This window comes from Kineococcus rubinsiae (assembly GCF_011839805.1).
In the GTDB taxonomy this organism is placed as follows: Bacteria; Actinomycetota; Actinomycetes; order Actinomycetales; family Kineococcaceae; genus Kineococcus; species Kineococcus rubinsiae.
Map to the genome: position 1 here is coordinate 1 of NZ_VWPY01000006.1, position 15,345 is coordinate 15,345.

Here is a 15,345-nt window from a genome sequence, read left to right on the forward strand (position 1 = left end):
GGCGCTGCCCCGCCGCTCGCCGTCGCGCCCGGGCGCCGGCCCCGACGCCCTCGCCGCCCCCGGGCTCGGCGACGCCCTGTCCGCCTCGCTGCGCGAGACCGCGGCCGAGGCCGGGCTGCTCGTCCCGCCGGTCATCGCGCCCGACGTCGTCGAACCGGCTGGGGAGGGTCCCGGAAAGGGGCGGGGGAAGGGCTCGGCGAAGTCCGGCCGCGGGTCGCGGCTGCCCTCGCGTCGCGGCCGCACCAAGGCCGCGCCGGCCGACGCCCCCGTCGAGACCGCTTCCGTCGAGTCGAGCCCTGCCGCTCCGGTGGCCGTGCCGACCGGGCTGGACCCCGTGCCCGGCAGCGACTCCGCCCCCGTCCTGCCCGACCTGGCGGAGCTCGCCGGTGAGGCGTTCACGCCGGTCGCGACCGGTGACGGCGGCGCCCTCATGCCGCGCCGCACCCCGTCGGTGCCGCGCAGCTCGGCTGCGGCGCAGGACATCCTGCCGCGGCAGGGCCGCAAGCCCCGCCACGTCCGGGACTCCCCGACCCCCGAGCGCACGTCGGCCGAGGCGTTCTGGACCGCGCGCCACCGCCCGACCGCCACGGAGGCGCTGCGCAACGACGGCCGCCCGGCGGAACCGTTCCTGCCGCCGGTCGACCGGACTCCGCTCCGCCCCACCGCTGATGCCCCGGCCGCCGACGTCCCCACCGCCGAGGTGCCCGTCACCGCGATCCCGGTCGAGGCCTCCTCCGCCGTCGACGGTTCCGCCGCCGAGGGTTCCGCCGTCGAGGTTCCCGCGACGGACGCGCCGAGCCTCTTCGGGCGGTTCGCGCCGGCCCCCGCCCCCGTCGAGGCTCCGGCCCCGGTCGAGGTGGAAGGCCCCGCCTCCTCCCCGTTCGCCCCGTCCCCCTTCGCCTCGGCGTTCCCGCTCGCGCCGCCGGTGGAGGTCCCCTTCGAGGTGACCGACGCGCCCGAGGAGCCGTTCCCCGCGGCCGCGACGGCCGACCCGTTCGCCCCTGCCGAGCCCGAGGCCGCCGAGACCGCCACCGACGACACCCCCGACGAGGAGCCCGCCGACCTCGCGCCCGCCGGGACGGCCCTCGTCGAGGCGGTGCCCGCGGAGGACGACGCCCCCGAACCCGCCTTCAGCCCCGAGCGGGGGAGCGGGCTCCGGCCCCTCGTCCGCCGCGAGGCGGCGACGACGCTGCCCGCCCCGGCGCCGGTCCGGCAGACCGCCGCGTCGCGCCAGCGCCGGGCTCCCGCCGACGTCCGCTCGATGCTCTCGGGGTTCCAGGCCGGGGTGTCGCGGGGCCGCACCGGCCCCGCGACGGCCGAGGAGGAGCCGGCCCAGCACGAACCGGCCCAGCACGAACCGGCTCAGCACGAGCCGGCCGGAGCCCGGCACGGCGGCACCGACGGTGCCGATGACTGACCCCGCCCGCCGCAGGAGTTCCCGGCCTGCCCCCGCCGCCACCCGCCCCAGGAGAGGACCTTCCCAGTGACCGCGCTGAGCACCGAGGCCGCCGACTTCAGCTGGCTGCTCGACAACTTCGTCCGCTCCACGGCGGGCGTCCAGCACACGGTCGTCGTCTCCGCCGACGGCCTCCTCATGGCGATGTCCGACCGCCTGGACCGCGAGTCCGGGGACCAGCTGTCGGCGATCGTGTCGGGCGTCTCCAGCCTGGCCCGCGGCGCCGCCAACCAGCTGCGCGCCGGCGACGTCCGCCAGGCCATCATCGAGATGGACGACTCGTTCTTCTTCCTCGTCAACATCTCCGACGGTTCCGTCCTCGCCGTCTCCGCCGAGGCGGGCTGCGACGTCGGCCTCATCGGCTACGAGATGGCGATGCTGGTGCAGCGCTGCGAGGCCGTCCTGACCCCGCAGCTCGTGTCGGAGATGCGGGCGGCGCTGCCCACCTCGGCGCCGGCCGGGGCGCGGTGGTGACTGCCGTGACCCTCCCCGGCACCGCCGGACCCGCCGCGGGCGGCCGGGCCGCCGACCCCGCCGACAGTCACCACGACGGTCACCGCGAGGTCGACCTCGACGGCGACCGCGTCGGTTCCTCCGTGCGCCCCTACACGCTGACGGGCGGCCGGACCCGGCCGACGTCGGCGGACCTGCCCTTCGAGGCGCTCGTCGAGGCGCTCGCGGACCCGGACGTCTCCCATACCCCGGAACGCCGCCGGATCCTCGAGCTGGCCCGCAGCCAGTACCTCTCGATCGCGGAGCTCTCGGCGCACCTGCACCTGCCCGTGGCGGTCGTGCGCGTCGTCGTCGGCGACCTCGCCGAGGCGGGCCTCGTCCGCGTCCACGGCGTGCGCCCGGCCACCGCGGCCGCCGAACCCGCGTCCACCATCAGCGTCCTGGAGAGTGTTCTGCATGGCATCTTCTCGCTCTGAGGCGAACGGTTCCGCGACGGCGGTCGGCTCCGGCCTGACCGTCACGCCGCAGGCCGTCGCCCCCACCGTCGTGAAGATCGTCGTCGCCGGCGGGTTCGCCGTCGGCAAGACGACGTTCATCGGGTCGATCTCCGACATCGAGCCGCTGCGCACCGAGGCGGCCATGACCGAGCACTCGGTCGGCGTCGACGACGCCGGGCTGAACTCCTCGCGCAAGACGTCGACGACCGTGGCCATGGACTTCGGGCGGATCGCGCTGCCCGGCAACCTGTGGCTGTACCTGTTCGGGACCCCCGGCCAGGACCGGTTCCTGTTCATGTGGGACGACCTCGTCAAGGGCGCGATCGGCGCCGTCGTGCTCGTCGACACCGACCGGCTCGACCAGTGCTTCCCCGCCGTCGACTACTTCGAGTCCCGCGGCATCCCGTTCGTCGTGGCCGTGAACTGCTTCGACGGGATCGCCCAGCACGACCTCGACGCCGTCCGCGACGCGCTCGCCGTCCCCGCGCACGTGCCGCTGATCTACACCGACGCGCGCAGCCGGGCCGCCACCAAGCACGGCCTCATCACGCTCGTGCAGACCGCGCTGGCCCGGCTCAACGCCGGCGGCTGAGCGCACCGCCCACGCCGAGGCCGGTTCCCCTCCCGGGGAGCCGGCCTCGCGGCGTTTCAGGTCCGAGGAGGCGGTGCCGATGGAGCCACTGAGCAGTCAGACCCCCTGAACGCCTGAAGAGATCCGGAGCGGCCCACATGGACGACATGGACGAGATCGTCCAGGAGTTCCTCGTCGAGAGCTACGAGAACCTGGACCAGCTCGACTCGGACCTCGTGGCGCTCGAGCAGCAGCCCGAGTCCCGCGAGCTGCTCTCCAGCGTGTTCCGGACCATCCACACGATCAAGGGCACCAGCGGGTTCCTGGCCTTCGGCCGCCTCGAGGCCGTCGCCCACGTCGGCGAGAACCTCCTGGCCCGCCTGCGCGACGGCCAGATGGTCATGACGCTCAGCACGACCGACGTCCTGCTGCGCATGGTGGACACCGTCCGCGCCCTGCTGAACCGCATCGAGGAGACCGGCGTCGAGGGCGACGTCGAGGTCGACCTCGTCGTCACCGCGATCCGCGCCGTCCTCGACGGCGAGGAGCCCGTCCTGCCGCCCGCCGACGGTGCCGGCAGCACCGCCGACGACGTCGCCCCCGCCGCCGCTGTCGCCGCGCCGGCCCCCGTGGTCGCCGAGCCCGAGCCCGTCGTCGAGGTCGTGCCCGAGCCCGTCGCCGAGGTCGTCCCCGAGCCCGTCGCCGTCGTCCCCGCCGCCCCCGCCGAGCAGGCCCCCGCGGCCCCCGAGACGGCCCGCGCGCAGGCCGGTTCCGCCGCCGAGTCCACCATCCGCGTCGACGTGGAGCTCCTGGAGTCCCTCGTCCGCCAGGCCGGCGAGCTGGTCCTGGCCCGCAACCAGATCCTGCAGCGCGCCAGCGCCCTGCGCGACGAGGACCTCACCCGCGCCTGTCACCGCCTGAACCTCGTCGCGAGCGAGATGCAGGAGGGCGTCATGCGCACCCGCATGCAGCCCATCGACCACCTGTGGTCCAAGCTCCCCCGCGTCGTGCGCGACCTCTCCAGCCAGCTCGGCCGCAAGATCAAGCTGGAGATGGAGGGCGGCGACACCGAGCTCGACCGCACGCTGCTGGAGGCGGTCAAGGACCCGCTGACCCACATCGTCCGCAACGCCGTCGACCACGGCATCGAGCCGCCGGACGTCCGCCTCGCCGCGGGCAAGCCCGAGGTCGGGACCCTGAAGATGCGGGCCGCCCACGAGGGCGGTCAGGTCCTCGTCGAGGTCCGCGACGACGGCAAGGGCATCGACCCGGCCGTCATCGGCGCGAAGGCCGTCCAGAAGGGTCTGCTCACGCAGGCCAAGCTGGACACCCTCACCACCAACGACATCCTGCAGTTCCTGTTCATGCCGGGGTTCTCGACCGCGGCGAAGGTCACCAACGTCTCCGGCCGCGGGGTCGGCATGGACGTCGTGAAGACGAACATCGAGCGCATCGGCGGTTCCGTCGACGTCGAGTCGACCCCCGGCGCGGGCACGATCTGGCGCCTGCGGATCCCGCTGACGCTGGCCATCGTCCCGGCGCTGACCGTCGAGTGCGCCGGCCAGCGCTACGCGATGCCCCAGGTGAACCTGCTGGAGCTCGTCAGCCTCGACACGGGCCGCATGGCCAACGCGATCGAGGACGTCGGCGGCGCGAAGGTCTACCGCCTGCGCGGGGTCCTGCTGCCGCTGATCCGCCTCGAGGAGGCGCTGGAGCTCAAGCGCCCCGCCGACGCGGAACTGCCCACCAACCTCGTCATCGCGGTGCTGGAGTGCGACGGCCGCCGGTTCGGCCTCGTCGTCGACCGCGTCCTGGACACCGAGGAGATCGTCGTCAAGCCGCTCTCCGGTGCGCTGAAGGCGATCGGCAGCTACGCCGGCGCCACCATCCTCGGCGACGGGCGGGTCTCCCTCATCCTCGACGTGCAGTCCCTGGCCCGGCGCACCATGCGCGCCGACGGCCTCGACCACATCGCCGGCCAGCAGGTCGCCGCGGCCTCCACGGTCGCCGACGGCCAGCGCCTGCTCGTGGTCGGGCTCGGCGACAACCGCCGGGTCGCGATCCCCCTCGACGTCGTCACCCGCCTCGAGGAGTTCAAGACCGACTCCATCGAGCGCGTCGGGCGCCGCGAGGTCGTCCGCTACCGCGGCGAGATCCTGCCGCTGGTCCGCCTGTCCCACCACCTCGGCGGGTCCTCCCGCGGCGCGAGGGGCGCGGCGGAGCTCGACGCGGTCCCCGGTGTCGTCTACTCGGCCCGCGGCCGCAGCGTCGCGATCGTCGTCGACGAGATCATCGACATCGTCTCCGGGCAGGACGCGCACAGCGACATCGACGACGCGGGCCTGATCGGTTCCGCGGTCATCCGCGACCGCGTCACGGAGCTGCTGGACGTGCGCGCCGCGATCCTGGCCGCCGACCCGAACTTCTTCACCGAGCAGGCTCAGAAGGAGCTTGCCGCAGCATCCAGTCGCCTGGGGGTCTGACGTGTCCACGCAGTACGCCACCTTCCACCTCGCCGGGCACCTGTTCGGTGTCGAGGTCCGGCGCGTGCAGGAGGTGCTCACCGAGCAGCCCCGCACCCCCGCCCCGCTCGCCCCGCCCGCCATCGGCGGTCTCATCAACCTCCGCGGCCAGGTCGTCACCGCCCTGGACCTGCGCCGCCGCCTGTGGCTGCCGGACCGCGAGGAGGGCCAGGTCGCGATGAACGTCGTCGTCCGGGCCGCCGACGAGGTCTGGAGCCTGCTCGTCGACTCGATCGGTGGCGTCATCGAGGCCGCCGACGCGAGCTTCGAGCCGCCGCCGGACACGCTGTCGGGCCCGATCCGCGAGCTCATCCGCGGCGCCTACAAGCTGGACGACGCGCTCCTGCTCGTCCTGGACGTCGACCGCGTCCTCGAGCTCGAGGCCACCCCGGCCTGACGTCGGGTCACGGAACGCGCACAGGCCCTCGGCCGTCCCCTCGGGGGGGACGGCCGGGGGCCTGCGTCGTCCGCGGGAGGCTCCCGGTCAGTGCGGGCGCTGGTAGAGGACGAGGTCGTCCTCGCGCAGCCGCGGCAGCTCCAGGCGCGGCACGTCGGGGAGCAGGGCGGGCGGCGCCGCGGTCGCACCCGGGAGGGCCTCCTCGCGGAGGGGGCGGTGCTGCACCTCGTCGCGTGCGACGGCCGGCGCCTCGATCGGCTCGGCGGGCTCGGCGGAGACCGGGGCCCCCGCCGCGGGCTCGCGCTCCGCGTCCTCCGCGGGCGTGGGTAGGGGCGGGGGCGGCCGGAGCAGGACGACGGTCGCGGCCGCCGCGAGCGCCACGGCGAGCACGGCCACCCCGAAGTGCGGCGCGAGCGTCAGGTAGTCCGACACCGAGCTGGAGGCGGTGAGGCCCGACTCGTCGTCGGGCACGTCGCGGGCCGTGTAGGCCAGGGTTCCCAGGACCAGGCCGAGCCCGACCAGCGTGGTGACGGCGCCCACCCCCACGGCCAGCCACCGGGCCGCGCGCGGGGGCACCAGGAAGCCCGGCCGACGCGCCACGACGAGCGCGGCCACGACCGCCAGGCCCAGGGCCGAGGCGAGCGTTCCCGTCTCGGGGGCCACGAAGAACTGCAGCGACTCCCACCGCTGCGTGAGCGTCACCGGCTCGATGCCCCCGTTGCCGTAGTAGTAGTCCAGCTCGCCCCCGAGGACGCGGCGGGCGACGTCGCCCGAGAGCACGACGGGCAGTGCGGTCGCCCCGACGAGGGCCCACGCCAGGCCGCCCTGGACCCGCCCGCGTCCGTCGTCCTCCGGCTGCTCGTCCACCCCCGCACGCTAGCCGCGTCGGGGGTCCGCCGGGGGGTGTCCGGCGTTCCGATCACCGCCGCCGCTCCACGTCAGCTGGTCCGTTTCACCGCGGCCGCCGGTAGCGGGCGAGCTCGTCGGCGCCGGGACGCGGGAGGGCGTCCGCGGAGAGCGGCCCGGCGGCCGGCACCCCGGGCCCGGGATCCCGCTCGGCGCGGTCCTCGGGTGCGCGGTCCTCGGGTGCGCGGTCCTCGGGGGCTGAGTCGTCCGCGGCGGGGACCGCCGCCGCGGCCGACGGGGCGTCCGGCTCCACCGGGACGGGGCGCGGGGCCGCGTCCCGGCGCAGCAGCACGACGGTCGCCAGCACGCCGACCGCCAGGACGAAGAGGGCGACGCCCGTGGTCGGGGCCGCGGCGGGCACGTCCGCCGTGCCGGGGGCGAAGGCGGTGGCGCGGTCCGTCCGCGGGTCGGCCGGCTTCGTCAGGTACACGACCGTGAGGACGAGGAACGCCGCGGCGGTGAGGGCCGTGAGCGCGGCCAGGGCCGCGGCGGCCCGGCGGGCCAGGGCGACCGGCACGAGGAACGCGGGCCGCCCCGCGACGGTGAGCGCCGCGAGCGTGCCCACGCCGACGGCCGCGCAGCCCAGGGGCGCCGACGGCGGCGCCGTGACCAGCATCGAGGCGAAGCGCCCCGCGAACGTCGTGGTCACCGGCAGCCCGAGGAAGAACTCCAGGCCGTTGAAGACCCCGTGCGTCAGGACCCGCCGCGCCGTGTCGATCCAGAGGCCCAGCGGCGCCGCCGTCGCGAGGACGAGCACCCAGGCCCCCCACGGGCCGGTGGTCCGGTCCTCCCCGGCGACCTCGCCGTGATCCACGCCGTCGCCGGTCACCCCGTCGTCGTCCCCGGGGCCGCGGGTCACGGCTGCGGCCGCCGGTACAGCGCGTAGTCGTCGCCGTCCGGCCGCGGCAGGGCCGCACCGATCGGCCGCAGCACCGCGTCCTGCGGGGCGGGCTCCGGCAGGGCGGGCTCTGGCGGGGCGGCGGAGGCCTGCGCGGGCGCGCTCGCCGGCGCCGCGACCACCGGGGCCGCCTCCGCGGCCGGCGGGACCACGTCCTGCGGGCTCGCGACCGGCCCGGGCACCGCGCGGGGCCGGCGCAGCAGCGCGACGGCGGCGGCCACCGAGAGCACCACCGTCAGCGCGACCTCCGCGAGCTGCGGGGCGAACTGCACGAAGGCGGGGTACTGGTTCACGAAGGCGACCGTGGCGGGGGTCGAGGCGGGCGGCCGGGCGACGTAGTAGACGACGGCGGCCGCGAAGCCGAGGCCGGCCACTGTGACCGCCGCCCCCACGGCCGCGGCGACGGCGCGCGGCCACCGCCCCGGCTCCCGCCCGCTCAGGTGCAGGGCCGCCACGACGAGCACGCCGACGGTGGAGGCGACCAGCGCCGAGCCGACGGGCACCTCGGAGATGAGCCACTGGAAGCGCTGCCGCAGCCCCGCCGACGGCGAGGGGTACCCGCCGTAGGTCGCGGTGTAGACGCGGTCCAGGGCCCCGGTCATCACGCGCCGCGCCGTCTCCACGGCGGCGGCGACGGGGACCGCGGCGGCCACGGCCAGCACCCACGCGACGACGGATCCCCGCTCGGGGGCCACGGCCTCGTCGCCGTCCTGATCGTCCTGCACGTCCACGTCCCGACGGTAGGCCCGTCCCGCCCGGCGCGCTGCCCGTTGCCGCACGCGGTCCCCCGGGTGCCGCGGCGCGGGGGTGACGGGGCCGTCCGGGGACGCTCCGTCACCCGGATGGAGCAACCCGTTCGCGGTCCGTCCCTGCAACCGCGTGAGTCGTGAGGCCGAACGCGTGAGACGACCTCGCCGGGCCCGACCCCCGGTGTCAGGGTGGGGCTCTCGCCGCCCGACCGGGGGGCCGGGGTCCAGGAGGCGCGTCAGCATGCACTACTCGCTCGTGAGCTCACCCGTGCTGGGCTTCGACCTGGTGCGCCTGCCGGCGGGGGAGTCCGCCGCCGACGTCCTCATCCGCGCCCTGCAGGCGGGTCCCTCCGAGCTGGACGTCCTCGCCTCCCGCCACGACGACGACGCCCGCACCGCGGCCTGGGAGGTCGTGCACGCCGCGGTCGCCGCGGTCCGCCCGATCGGCGACGTGCTCTCCGACGTCGCGAACGGCCTGCTCGAGCGCGAGCACGGCGACCCCGAGGTGGCCGACCGCCTGGAGGCCGGCGTGGTCCGCGTCCTGCAGGCCAGCACGGTCGCCGACGCCGACGCCCTCGTCCGCCTCGTGCACCACGACGTCCTGGACTGGACGTGGACCGTGCCCGTCGAGGGCGGCCCCGGCCTGCGCACCGCGGCGGCCGCACGCGCCGCCGACGTCCTCGCCGACGCGGCCGTGTCCGCCTACCTGGGCGACCGGCTGCCCGACGCGGTCCGGCGCGCGCTCGCCGGGCCCTACCTCTCCGCCTGCCGCGAGCTCGCCGGGCGGGCGGCGCCGGAGCACGAGGACCTCCCCGCGGGCGTGGCCGCCGTCCTCGACCGCCTCGCGTGCCTGGACGGCACCGACCGCGCGTGCCTGCGCGCGGTGGCCGAGGGCGACCGCGCCGTCGGCGGCGAGTGGGCCGGGGCGGTCCACGAGGCGTCCTGGGCCGTGCACCTGTCCGGGCGCACCCGCACCGCGGCCGTCGCCCAGCTCCTCGCCGTGCGCGCGTTCCGCGCCGGCGGCCTCGACGCCTCCGACGGCGCCTCGGGCCTCTGGAACCTCGTGAGCGGGGTCGTGCACGCCGAGGTCGTCGCCGACCTGCTGCCCGGCGAGGCCCGCGACGTCCTCGTCCGCCCGTGGGACGCGGCCTTCCCCCGCTGACCCTCCCGCGCTGACCCTCGGCGCGGTGCCCGGCTGACCCCACCCTGCTGACCCGCACCACCGGTCCCGCCCGGCGGCCCGCGGACCGCCTCGCCTACCGTGGCGGGGTGCAGTCGCCGGCCCGGGGTGCGGTGCGCCTCGTCCGCGCCGCGGCCGTGGCCACCGTCGTCGTCGCGCTCGCCTCCACCGCGCACGTCGCGGGCGGCGGGGTCCTGCCCGGCCCCCTGCTGCTGAGCGCCGTGCTCGTCGTCACCGCCTGCGCCGCCGTGCTGCTCACCGGCCGGCGCCTGTCGCCCGCCGCGCTGCTCGTCGCCCTCGGCGCCGGCCAGGCCGGGGTCCACGCCGCCCTCACCGCCTTCGCGGTCGAGACCGTGCCCGTCGTGGGCGCCGCCCACCACGCCGAGTGGACGCCCGTCGCGCTCCAGACCTCGCCCGGCACCGCGTCCGCGGCCCTCCCCTCAGCGATCATGCTCGCCACCCACGTGGTGGCCACCGTGCTCGCGGCCGGCGTGCTGGCCTGCGCCGAGCGCGGCGTCTGGACCTGGTGGGCGTGGCTGCAGCCGCTGCACCTGCCCGTCCCCGCCGCCCTGCACCTTTTGCTGGGTGAGCCCACCCGCGCGCCCGCCCCGGTGGCGCCCGTCCTGCGTCGCCCGCGCCCCGTCCTGCTGCGGCGCTCGCCGCGGCGCGGCCCGCCCGGGGGCCGCGCCCCCGCTCCTCCCGCCCCGCTGCCCCGGGTCCGGGCCCTCGCCGCCTAGGCGCACGGGCCGGGCCGGGGTGGGGCGGTTCCCCGAACCCCGCGGCCCCGCCGCCCCCGGAAGGAACCCCTGTGCTCAGCTCGACCCTGCCCAGCTCCACCCTGCCCTCCTCCGTCCTGCCCACCCGGTCCCCGTCCCCCCGGCGCCGCGCCGCGCGCGTCCTCGCGGCCACCGCGACCGGCGGGCTGCTCCTCGTCGGGGCCGCCCTGCCCGCCTCGGCGCACGTGCACGCCGTCCCCGACACCACGGCCGCCGGCGGCTACAGCGTCGTGACGGTGCGGGTGCCCAACGAGTCCGACACGGCTTCCACGGTGCGGCTCGTCCTCACGCTGCCGCAGGACACGCCCTTCTCCTTCGTGGCGGTCAAGCCCGTCCCGGGGTGGGCGGCCCAGGTGACCGAGGACCCGCTGCCCACCCCGGTCACGACGGACGGGGCGACCGTGACCCGGGCGCCGCACACCGTCACGTGGACCGCGGACCCGGGCGGTGGCATCGCCCCCGGGCAGTTCCAGGAGTTCGACCTGGACCTCGGCCCGCTGCCCGCCGCGGGCACCCGGGTGCTGCTGCCGACCGTGCAGACCTACTCCGACGGCGAGGTGTCCTCCTGGACGGAGCCCTCGGCCCCGGGCGAGGCCGAGCCCGAGAGCCCCGCGCCGGAGTTCGAGACCACCGCGGCCGTCGCCGACGACGACGCCTCGCCCGTCGCGGCGACGACCGGCACGACCACGGCGGGCGCCACCACGACGGGCTCCACGGAGGGCCCCGACGTCCTCGCGCGCGTCCTCGGCGGGGCCGGTCTCGCGCTCGGCGTCCTCGCCCTGGCGCTCGCGGTGCGCGGCCGCACCCGCCGCGGCTGACCCCGCGACCCCCGCGGTCACCCCTCCGGGCGGTGGCCGCGGGGGTCGTGCGCGCCCGTGCCGGGGCTGCGGCGCAGCGGCTCCCGGCGCGCCGGGTTCAGGGACGGCGCCCCGGAGCCGATGGAAGGGGAGCCACCCGCCCGGGCGGCACGCCCCGCGGCGCGGACGCCGCGGCAGGAAGGCCAGGTGGCTCGTGCGGCAGCGCATCAGAGTTCTGGTCGTCGACGACTCCGTGGTCGTCCGGCGGCTCGTCACGGACGTGTTGGCGTCCGACCCCGCACTGGAGGTCGTCGGCACCGCGCAGAACGGCAAGATCGCGCTGGGCAAGCTCGAGCAGCTGAAGCCGGACGTCGTCACCCTCGACATCGAGATGCCCGTCATGGACGGCCTCGAGACCCTCCGGGAGATCCGCCGGATCGACCGGCGCCTGCCGATCGTCATGTTCTCCACGCTCACCGAGCGCGGTGCGACCGCGACCCTCGACGCCCTGTCCTCCGGCGCGTCCGACTACGTGACCAAGCCCGCCAACGTGGGCAGCGTCGCCGAGTCGATGGAGTCCGTCCGCCAGCAGCTCATCCCCAAGATCAAGGCGCTCGTCCCCGACTTCGTCGAGCCGCTCACGGTGGCCGCCCCGGTCGCCGCGGCCCCGTCCGCGCCCATCGCGGTGCGCAGCCGCGCCGCCGCGGCCGCGACGCCCCGCGCGCTCGTCATCGGCTCCTCGACGGGTGGCCCCGAGGCCCTCTCGAGCGTGCTGTCCAAGCTCCCCGCGACCCTCGGCGTCCCGGTCCTGGTCACCCAGCACATGCCGCCGGTGTTCACCCGCCTCTACGCCCAGCGCCTCGACAAGGTCAGCGCGCTGCGCGTCGTCGAGGCCACCGACGGCGAGGCCGTCGTGGCCGGCACCGTCTACGTCGCCCCCGGCGACTACCACATGGAGGTCGTGCGCCGCGGGGCCCAGCTCGTCACGCGGCTGCACCAGGGACCGCCCGAGAACTTCTGCCGCCCCGCCGTCGACGTGATGATCCGCTCCGCGGTCGCCGCGTTCGGCGGGGAGCTGCTCGCGGTCGTCCTGACCGGCATGGGTTCCGACGGCAAGCTCGGCTGCAAGGCCGTCGCCGCCGCCGGGGGCCAGGTCCTCGTCCAGGACGAGGCCACCTCGGTCGTCTGGGGCATGCCCGGCGCGGTGGCCCGCGAGGGCGTCGCCGACGAGGTCCTCCCGCTCGGCTCCCTGCCCGACGCCATCCAGCGCCGGCTGGGGTCCGCGGGCCGGCCTCCCGCCGCGCGCCCCGCCGCCGCTACCCGCCCGGCGGCGGCGGTCCCGCCCCGCCTCCCCGCCGCCTCACCTCCCCGCCCCGCGACGGCGGCACCCGCTGGTTCGAGCCCCCGGACAGCGGCCCTGCCGCCCCGCACCACCACAGCTCCGTCCGCCCCGTCGACGCGCCCGTCGACGTTCCGACCGACCGTCCCCCCGGTCAAGACCCCCCCAGGCAGGTGGTGACATGGCCCTGACCGCCACAGCGTTCGAGTGGGTCTGCACGCTCGTCCGCCGCGAGAGCGCGATCGTCCTCGAAGCAGGCAAGGAGTACCTCGTCGAGTCGCGGCTCGTGCCGCTGGCCCGCGCGGCCGGTGCGGCCGACGTCTCGGCCTACGTCGACGGCGTGCGGATCCGCCCGGACCGCAAGGCGCAGACTGCCATCGTCGAGGCCCTCACGACGAACGAGACCTCGTGGTTCCGCGACGGCGCGCCGTTCACGGCGTTCTCCACCGCGGTCGTCCCCGCCCTCAAGCAGGCCCGCGCCTCGACGCGGTCCATCCGCGTCTGGTCCGCGGCCTGCTCGACCGGGCAGGAACCCTTCAGCCTGGGGATGCTGCTGGCCGACTCCCTCCTCTCGGAGGGCTGGCGCGCCGACATCATCGCCACGGACCTGTCGACCGAGGTCCTCGACAAGGCCAGGGCGGGGCGCTTCTCGCAGCTGGAGATGAACCGCGGGCTGCCGGCGCCCCTGCTGGTGCGCCACTTCACGCGGGTCGGGACGCAGTGGCAGGTGAACGACGCCATCCGCAAGCTCGTGCAGTTCCAGCAGCTGAACCTCACGAGCTCCTTCGCCGGGCTCGGGCAGTTCGACGTGGTGTTCCTGCGCAACGTCCTCATCTACTTCGACCTCGAGACCAAGCGCAGCATCCTGGCCAAGGTCCGCAAGGCACTACGACCCGGGGGATACCTGTTCCTCGGGGGTGCAGAAACCACGCTCGGTGTCGATGAAGGTTGGGACCGGGAACTGATCGGACGGGTCTCCGTCCACCGACCCAAGAACGGAGGTCAGGCATGAGGGCACTGGTCGTCGACGACTCCCGCGCCATGCGGAAGATCATCGCGGGCGCGCTGCGCAAGCTGGGGTACGAGACGGTGGAAGCGGCCGACGGTGCCCTGGCACTGGCCGCCCTGCAGGAAGGGCCGCTGCCCGACCTCGCGACCGTCGACTGGAACATGCCGGTGATGGACGGGCTCACGTTCGTCACCCAGGTGCGCGCCAACCGCGAGTACCGGGCCATGACCATGATGATGGTGACCACCGAGGCCGAGCACGGGCAGATCGTCCGGGCCCTGGCCGCGGGGGCGCACGAGTACCTCATCAAGCCCTTCACCCCGGAGGCGCTCGAGGAGAAGCTCGCGCTGCTGGGCCTGCTGCCGGAGGTGGCGGGCGCGTGACCCAGTCCACCGAGACAGCTCCCCTGGAACCCGACGCGGTCGAGGACGAGGCCCTGTCGCAGATCGTCGACGCGATGTGGTCCTCCTACTTCGGCCACGTCGAGCCGATGCTGCCGGCCTTCGAGCCGCACGACATCGAGGGCCCGGTGCTCTGCGCCAGCGTCGGGATCTCCGGCGCCCGCCCCGGCCTCGTCAGCGTCGTCGTCGAGAAGGCCGGCGCGGCCCCGCTCGCCGGCGCCCTCCTGCAGGAGGACGAGGGGCTCACCGACGAGGACGTCTACGACGCCCTCGGCGAGATCGCCAACATCGTCGGCGGCAACGTCAAGGCGCTCGTGCCGGACGCGGGGGCGCTGGGTCTGCCCGGCATCGTCGCGGCCCAGCCGCTGCCGTCCTCGGCGGCGCGCCAGGCGGCACGCCTGGACGCGAACTGGCAGGGTCACTGGCTGACCTTCGTCGTCTGGCTCGCCGCGCCCGCACAGGCCGTCGCAGGCCACGTCAAGCACACTTCAACGGACACCGGACAGGAGGACTGAGAGATGAAGGCCCTGGTGGTCGACGACAGCCGCGTGATGCGGCAGATCGTCATCCGCACGCTGCGGCAGGCCGGCTACGACTGGGTGGACGTGGTCCAGGCGGAGAACGGCAAGGAGGGCTTCGACGCCGTCGCGTCCGAGCAGCCCGACCTGGTCCTGTCCGACTGGAACATGCCCGAGGCGACCGGCATCGAGATGCTGCACAACCTCCGCGCCTCCGGTCAGGACGTGCCCTTCGGGTTCGTCACCTCGGAGGGTTCCGAGGAGATGCGCGAGAAGGCCGCCGCGGCCGGTGCGCTCTTCCTCATCGCCAAGCCGTTCACGCCCGAGGCGTTCGCCGAGGCGCTCAAGCCGGTGCTGGGGTGATGCGGCGATGACCACCGAGACGACCGTGATCAGCCCGCTGCCGTCGAACCTGGCGATCCGCAACCTGCTCGAGGACCTCCTCGGCCGCGACGTCGAGGTCACCCCGGGGAAGCCCTGCTCCGTGGGCGGCGCGCCGGGTGCGGCCGTGGCCCTCTACGTCGACGACCACCTGCGCTCCGCCGCGGTCGTGGTCTTCGACTTCGCGCTCGCCGCGCACGCCGGTGCCGCCATCGGCCTGCTGCCCCCCGGGGCCAGCGAGGCCGCGCTGGAGGACGGCGAGCTGCCGACGAACCTGCACGAGAACGCCGCCGAGGTGCTGAACATCCTGGCCTCGCTGTTCAACGTGCCCGGCGCTCCGCACCTGAAGCTGCACGCCGCCTACGCCCCCGGCGAGGTGCTGCGCAGCGACGTCACCGAGATGGCCACCCGCACGGGCAGCCGCCTCGACCTGTCGGTGAAGATCGCCCGCTACGGCAGCGGGGCGCTCAGCATCGTCACGTTCTGAGCCGTCCG

General features: G+C 75.8%; 17 protein-coding genes and 1 pseudogene. 15 read left to right on the forward strand and 3 right to left on the reverse strand.

All coding sequences use genetic code 11. The features are described from left to right. The 6 genes and pseudogenes from F1544_RS05300 to F1544_RS05325 form a co-directional block, all read left to right on the forward strand. Window positions 1-1,417, forward strand: a pseudogene (locus tag F1544_RS05300) (hypothetical protein); the annotation flags it as partial. A gap of 66 nt (window positions 1,418-1,483) precedes the next feature. Next, window positions 1,484-1,930 (forward strand): roadblock/LC7 domain-containing protein, encoded by a 447-nt coding sequence (locus tag F1544_RS05305; protein WP_167582998.1) that lies wholly within the window; start codon window positions 1,484-1,486, stop codon window positions 1,928-1,930. A 5-nt stretch (window positions 1,931-1,935) separates the two neighbouring features. Next, window positions 1,936-2,385, forward strand: a complete 450-nt coding sequence (locus F1544_RS23995) for a DUF742 domain-containing protein (RefSeq protein WP_167583001.1) — start codon at window positions 1,936-1,938, stop codon at window positions 2,383-2,385. Beyond that, complete coding sequence (locus F1544_RS05315; RefSeq protein WP_244307955.1) at window positions 2,366-2,998, forward strand: GTP-binding protein; 633 nt, start codon at window positions 2,366-2,368, stop codon at window positions 2,996-2,998. Before F1544_RS23995 ends, F1544_RS05315 begins: the two co-directional genes overlap by 20 nt. A 137-nt stretch (window positions 2,999-3,135) precedes the next feature. After that, window positions 3,136-5,460, forward strand: a complete 2,325-nt coding sequence (locus tag F1544_RS05320) for a chemotaxis protein CheW (protein WP_167583004.1) — start codon at window positions 3,136-3,138, stop codon at window positions 5,458-5,460. 1 nt (window position 5,461) lies between these two features. After that, complete coding sequence (locus F1544_RS05325) at window positions 5,462-5,896, forward strand: chemotaxis protein CheW (RefSeq protein ID WP_167583007.1); 435 nt, start codon at window positions 5,462-5,464, stop codon at window positions 5,894-5,896. A gap of 87 nt (window positions 5,897-5,983) precedes the next feature. Here the strand turns inward: F1544_RS05325 and F1544_RS05330 are convergent, their stop codons facing one another. The 3 genes from F1544_RS05330 to F1544_RS05340 all read right to left on the reverse strand — a co-directional run bounded on the left by F1544_RS05330 (window position 5,984) and on the right by F1544_RS05340 (window position 8,431). Beyond that, complete coding sequence (locus tag F1544_RS05330; RefSeq protein WP_167583010.1) at window positions 5,984-6,763, reverse strand: hypothetical protein; 780 nt, start codon at window positions 6,761-6,763, stop codon at window positions 5,984-5,986. 85 nt (window positions 6,764-6,848) lie between these two features. Continuing rightward, complete coding sequence (locus F1544_RS05335) at window positions 6,849-7,661, reverse strand: hypothetical protein (protein ID WP_208971339.1); 813 nt, start codon at window positions 7,659-7,661, stop codon at window positions 6,849-6,851. Then, window positions 7,658-8,431 carry a hypothetical protein gene (locus F1544_RS05340; protein WP_167582992.1) on the reverse strand — a complete coding sequence of 258 codons (774 nt, stop codon included), beginning with the start codon at window positions 8,429-8,431 and terminating at the stop codon, window positions 7,658-7,660. The genes F1544_RS05335 and F1544_RS05340 overlap by 4 nt, the downstream gene beginning before the upstream one ends. A gap of 259 nt (window positions 8,432-8,690) precedes the next feature. Here F1544_RS05340 and F1544_RS05345 point away from each other — a divergent pair, with 259 nt between their 5' ends. From F1544_RS05345 to F1544_RS05385, 9 genes are all read left to right on the forward strand, one after another. Beyond that, window positions 8,691-9,611: a hypothetical protein gene (locus tag F1544_RS05345; RefSeq protein WP_167583016.1), complete on the forward strand. Its 921-nt coding sequence runs from the start codon at window positions 8,691-8,693 to the stop codon at window positions 9,609-9,611. A gap of 107 nt (window positions 9,612-9,718) precedes the next feature. Then, window positions 9,719-10,366 carry a hypothetical protein gene (locus F1544_RS05350; protein ID WP_167583019.1) on the forward strand — a complete coding sequence of 216 codons (648 nt, stop codon included), beginning with the start codon at window positions 9,719-9,721 and terminating at the stop codon, window positions 10,364-10,366. A gap of 71 nt (window positions 10,367-10,437) precedes the next feature. Further along, window positions 10,438-11,223, forward strand: a complete 786-nt coding sequence (locus F1544_RS05355) for a YcnI family copper-binding membrane protein (protein WP_208971340.1) — start codon at window positions 10,438-10,440, stop codon at window positions 11,221-11,223. Between the two features lie 193 nt (window positions 11,224-11,416). After that, window positions 11,417-12,721, forward strand: a complete 1,305-nt coding sequence (locus F1544_RS05360; RefSeq protein ID WP_167583022.1) for a protein-glutamate methylesterase/protein-glutamine glutaminase — start codon at window positions 11,417-11,419, stop codon at window positions 12,719-12,721. Between the two features lies 1 nt (window position 12,722). Beyond that, a complete protein-coding gene (locus F1544_RS05365) occupies window positions 12,723-13,553 on the forward strand; it encodes a CheR family methyltransferase (RefSeq protein ID WP_167583025.1) in 831 nt (276 codons plus the stop codon). Beyond that, window positions 13,550-13,933: a response regulator gene (locus F1544_RS05370; RefSeq protein WP_167583028.1), complete on the forward strand. Its 384-nt coding sequence runs from the start codon at window positions 13,550-13,552 to the stop codon at window positions 13,931-13,933. The genes F1544_RS05365 and F1544_RS05370 overlap by 4 nt, the downstream gene beginning before the upstream one ends. Beyond that, window positions 13,930-14,466, forward strand: a complete 537-nt coding sequence (locus tag F1544_RS05375; protein ID WP_208971341.1) for a chemotaxis protein CheX — start codon at window positions 13,930-13,932, stop codon at window positions 14,464-14,466. Before F1544_RS05370 ends, F1544_RS05375 begins: the two co-directional genes overlap by 4 nt. A 3-nt stretch (window positions 14,467-14,469) precedes the next feature. After that, a complete protein-coding gene (locus F1544_RS05380) occupies window positions 14,470-14,832 on the forward strand; it encodes a response regulator (RefSeq protein WP_167583031.1) in 363 nt (120 codons plus the stop codon). A gap of 7 nt (window positions 14,833-14,839) precedes the next feature. Then, on the forward strand, window positions 14,840-15,337 hold the full coding sequence (locus tag F1544_RS05385) for a hypothetical protein (RefSeq protein ID WP_167583034.1): 498 nt from the start codon (window positions 14,840-14,842) through the stop codon (window positions 15,335-15,337). The last annotated feature ends 8 nt before the right edge of the window (window positions 15,338-15,345 follow it).